The organism is Streptomyces sp. NPDC021080 (assembly GCF_044333225.1).
GTDB lineage: Bacteria > Actinomycetota > Actinomycetes > Streptomycetales > Streptomycetaceae > Streptomyces.
Genome location: NZ_JBIRQM010000038.1, coordinates 20,143 through 23,900, shown reverse-complemented (window position 1 = coordinate 23,900; position 3,758 = coordinate 20,143). Strand labels below are relative to the sequence as shown.

4 protein-coding genes are annotated in these 3,758 nt (G+C 73.1%); 2 read left to right on the top strand and 2 right to left on the bottom strand.

Annotated features, from left to right (window positions below):
• Nucleotides 1-741: 741 nt before the first annotated feature.
• Complete coding sequence (locus tag ACH4S8_RS44130) at nt 742-1,308, top strand: DJ-1/PfpI family protein (RefSeq protein WP_398404826.1); 567 nt, start codon at nt 742-744, stop codon at nt 1,306-1,308.
• Nucleotides 1,309-1,359: 51 nt separating this feature from the next.
• On the opposite strand, the gene ACH4S8_RS44125 is transcribed toward ACH4S8_RS44130, so the two are convergent.
• Together ACH4S8_RS44125 and ACH4S8_RS44120 are read right to left on the bottom strand one after the other, a co-directional pair.
• Complete coding sequence (locus ACH4S8_RS44125) at nt 1,360-2,025, bottom strand: HAD family hydrolase (protein WP_398404824.1); 666 nt, start codon at nt 2,023-2,025, stop codon at nt 1,360-1,362.
• A 56-nt stretch (nt 2,026-2,081) separates the two neighbouring features.
• On the bottom strand, nt 2,082-2,597 hold the full coding sequence (locus ACH4S8_RS44120) for a DUF6912 family protein (RefSeq protein WP_398404822.1): 516 nt from the start codon (nt 2,595-2,597) through the stop codon (nt 2,082-2,084).
• A 344-nt stretch (nt 2,598-2,941) separates the two neighbouring features.
• Here ACH4S8_RS44120 and ACH4S8_RS44115 point away from each other — a divergent pair, with 344 nt between their 5' ends.
• Entirely contained in the window at nt 2,942-3,664 is a 723-nt protein-coding gene (locus ACH4S8_RS44115) for an Rv3235 family protein (protein ID WP_398404820.1), read from the top strand.
• The last annotated feature ends 94 nt before the right edge of the window (nt 3,665-3,758 follow it).

Genomic DNA, 3,758 nt, shown 5'->3' with positions numbered 1-3,758 from the left:
CCCGTCGTCCCAGTCGGTAGGTGCCCCCCGACCGGGCTGTTCTCAGCTACCCGGGCGGCCCTCTCGAGCAGCTCGGCCTTGGCTTCGTCCAGCTTGGTCTGCATTGTCCTCTGGCTCCTGTCGCGCGCCGTTGCGTGACGTTGAAGGAAATACGGTCTCGTCGCTTCCGACGCAACGCCGCGACGCGGGGTGTCCGGTCTGCTTCGACGCTATGCCGCAAGGTGAGATGGGCGGAGGGGTATCGGCCGATCCGAACGCCCACGGGGACTGTGACGCTGCTCTCGGCAACGTCCGTTCCCGGGGTGCGCTCGGCGTACGGACCGCGTTGCCGCCGGCGCTCGCCGCGTTTCCGCTCGCGCATGCGGCTGTCGCCGTGATCCCGTCCCGCCCGTGAGAATCAGCGATCGGCGCCCGGTCACGGATGTCGTCCGTGCGCTCCGGGCGCGGGGCAGGGGCGACGATGCCCCCGCGAGATATCGCGCTGATCACGCCACCAGGCTATCGCCCCCGACCGGGGGGCCGTCATGAGCCGTATGTGTACAAAACCGGGGGTGGAACTTTGACACTATGCACAGGGAAGAATCCGGCGACGGCATGCAGTGCGAGCCGACTGCGAGCTACCGTCGTCCTACGGGCAGTGTTCTGCCCCATGGGACGTACCTGCCCCGGAGTCGTTGACCGGGACGGCGGACGCAACGGCGGAACGGGACGCGCAAGGACGGCCGACGGGAGCGCAGCACCATGGCAGCGAAGATCCTCATAGTCACCGGCGACGCGGCGGAGTCGCTCGAAGTCCTCTACCCCTACCAGCGTCTGCGCGAGGAGGGGTACGAGGTCCACATCGCGGCCCCCACCCGCAAGAAGCTGCAGTTCGTGGTCCACGACTTCGAGCCCGGCTTCGACACGTACACCGAGAAGCCCGGCTACACCTGGCCCGCCGACCTGGCCTTCGCGGAGGTCGACCCCGGCGCGTACGCCGCCCTGGTCATCCCCGGCGGGCGTGCCCCGGAATACCTCCGCAACGACCTCGAACTCCGCAAGATCCTGAAGTCCTTCTTCGACGCGGACAAGCCGGTGGCCCAGATCTGTCACGGCCCCCTGCTGACCGCGGCCGTCGACAGCCTGAGCGGGCGCCGGGTCACGGCCTACCCGGCGCTGGAGCTCGACATGCAGGCGGCGGGAGCGACCTTCCAGGACGCGGAGGCCGTGGTCGACGGCACCCTGGTCTCCTCCCGCGCCTGGCCGGACCACTCCGCCTGGATGCGCGAGTTCCTCAAGGTGCTGCGCTCGAAGGCCCCGGTGAACTGACGGGCCCGGCCCCGGCCCTCCGGTGAACTCCACGGGGGGCACGGGCGGACCTCAGGCCGCGAGTCTGCCGGCCTCCTCGACCGCCTCCTCCAGGCTGTCCACCACCGGAACACCGGCCTCCTCCAGGCTGGCGCGGCTGTGGGAGCCGCCGGTGTAGAGGACGGCTCCGGCGCCGACGTGCCGGGCGGCCGTCGCGTCGTCCACCGCGTCGCCGATCACCACCACACGGGTCGGTTCGACACGGGCGAGGGCTCCGAGGTGGCGCACCATGTGCTCGGCCTTGCTGCCTCCGGAGGGCCCGGTGCGCCCGTCGACCCGCAGGAAGTGCGGCTCGATCCCGAAGCCCCGCACGAGCGGGACCAGCTCGTCGTGCCCGTACATGCTCAGCAGGGACTGGCTGCGGCCCGCCGCCTCCCACCCGGCGAGCAGCTCGGGCACCCCGGCGGTGAGCCCGCACGCTCTGCGGTGCTCGGCGTAGTACCGGTGGAAGGTGTCGTCCATGACCTGCCACTCGGCGTCCGTGGGCAGCCGGCCCATCAGCCGCTCGTAGAACTTCGGCACCGGTACGCAGTACATCGCCCGATACCGCTCCAGGGTGATCGGCTCGAGACCCAGCTCGGCGAACGCCGCGTTCGTCGCCCCGATGATCGCGTCATTGTCGTGGAACAGCGTGCCGTTCCAGTCCCACACAATGTGCGCGTTTCCATGCTTCCCCATACCGAGAACGTACCCGCCGCCACCGACAACACGTCATCGCGGGGGAGGCCGGGCGGTTACTCCCCGAGTCCGACCAGGCCGGGGATCTCCTGCGTGGCGAACCACAGCAGTTCGTGGTCCTCGGCCCCGTCGACCACGAACTGGGCGTCGTCGTCGCCCGCGTCCGCCGCGCCGAGCGCCGCCGCGGCCGCGGTCACGTCCGTCTCGGCGTCGGCCGCGTCGACGTGCACGGCGGCCGCCTTCGCCAAGGTCACGTCCTGGGAGACCCGCACCTCGCCGAGCGCCGCGGGATCGAGTCCCCGGTCGGGGTCGGCGGCCGCGACCCGGTCCGGGACGTCGACCGCGACGACGACCCGGCGCCGCACGGCCCCGGGATCGGCCGCCAGGAGCCGCAGCGAGGCCAGCGCGGCGCGGCTCAGCGCCGCGTACTCCAGTTCCTCGATGTCGTCGGAGAGGTACCACTCGCGCAGGGCGGGTGTGACGGCGTACGCGGTGAACGGTCCCGTCTCCAGCTCTCCCGTCTTGTACGCCTCGGCGAGACCGGAGAGGGTCAGGGGGACGTAGACGCGCATGGTGGCCGCTTTCGTAGTCGGGGCTCCGAGGGTCACGCGGTCCGAGCACTCCGGGGAGGGCCGTCCCGCGCCTCCGGGAGGGCCTTCAGGATACGTGCGGGCGTCCCCTTTCGAGGTCCCGGCCGCACCCTGCGTCACGTCCACCCCACGCCCGGGATTCACCCGGTGCTCCCCTGTTCCACCAAGGGTTCCGCCCCGCCCGGCCACCCTGATAGGTGAACTCTCCAGCCGCCGCGGCGCGCGCCCTCCGTCCTTGCGCGGGCCCCTTCCGGGCTCGTACAAGATCCCCGACACGAAAGTTACCGACCGGTATCACCGGTCCGGACGACGAGCGGGGACGACGCATGAACAAGGTGATGACCAGGACCGGGCGCCACCCGGGCACCCGCCCGCCCGGACGCCGGGACACCCGCCGCCCCGGCGGCGCCCCGCCCCGCGCCCCGGGCACGGGCACCCCCGCCAGGACCCCGGGCGGCAGCCCGCCCCAGGACACGAGCCCGTCCCCCGCGCCGTCCGCGGGCACCCCGCCGCGCGGTGAGACCCGGACGGGCACCCCACCGCGGGGTGAAGCCCGGACTGGCACTCCGCCGCGCGGTGCGGCCCGGACTAGCGGGGAGGCCCGGACGAGCGGGGAGGCCCGCACGAGCGCCCTGCCGCCGGGCGGGGCCAGGACGCCCGCCAGGACGCCCGCCACGGCGTCCCCCGCGGCTCCTGGGCGCTCCGTTCCGGGGCCCCGGCCCACCGACGTCTTCGCCGAGCGTCTGCTGGCGGTCCTGAGCGGTGCCCGCCCCGTCCACTGCATGCTGCGCCACACCGCGGGCCGGGCCTACGACGAACTGGTCCGGCTCGCCGAACGCGGTCCTCTTCGCACCCGCGGCGCCCGCCCCGTCGTCCGGGACATCGGCTACTACGTCGCACGCCCGGACGCCGTCGAGGTCTTCGCCCGCATCGGCGCCGGCGACCAGCTCCGCGCCATGGCCTTCCGGCTGGAACAGGGACCCGACCTGCGCTGGCGCTGCACCGCGATCGAACTCGGCGGCCCCCGGGTACCCCACCCGAGCGACTGAACGACCCCGGCCCACCACGTCCGGACCCCGGCCGCGGCCCCGCCCCCGGGACATCAGCCCCCGTCCCACAGGCGACGGTCCGCACCCCCGGGAC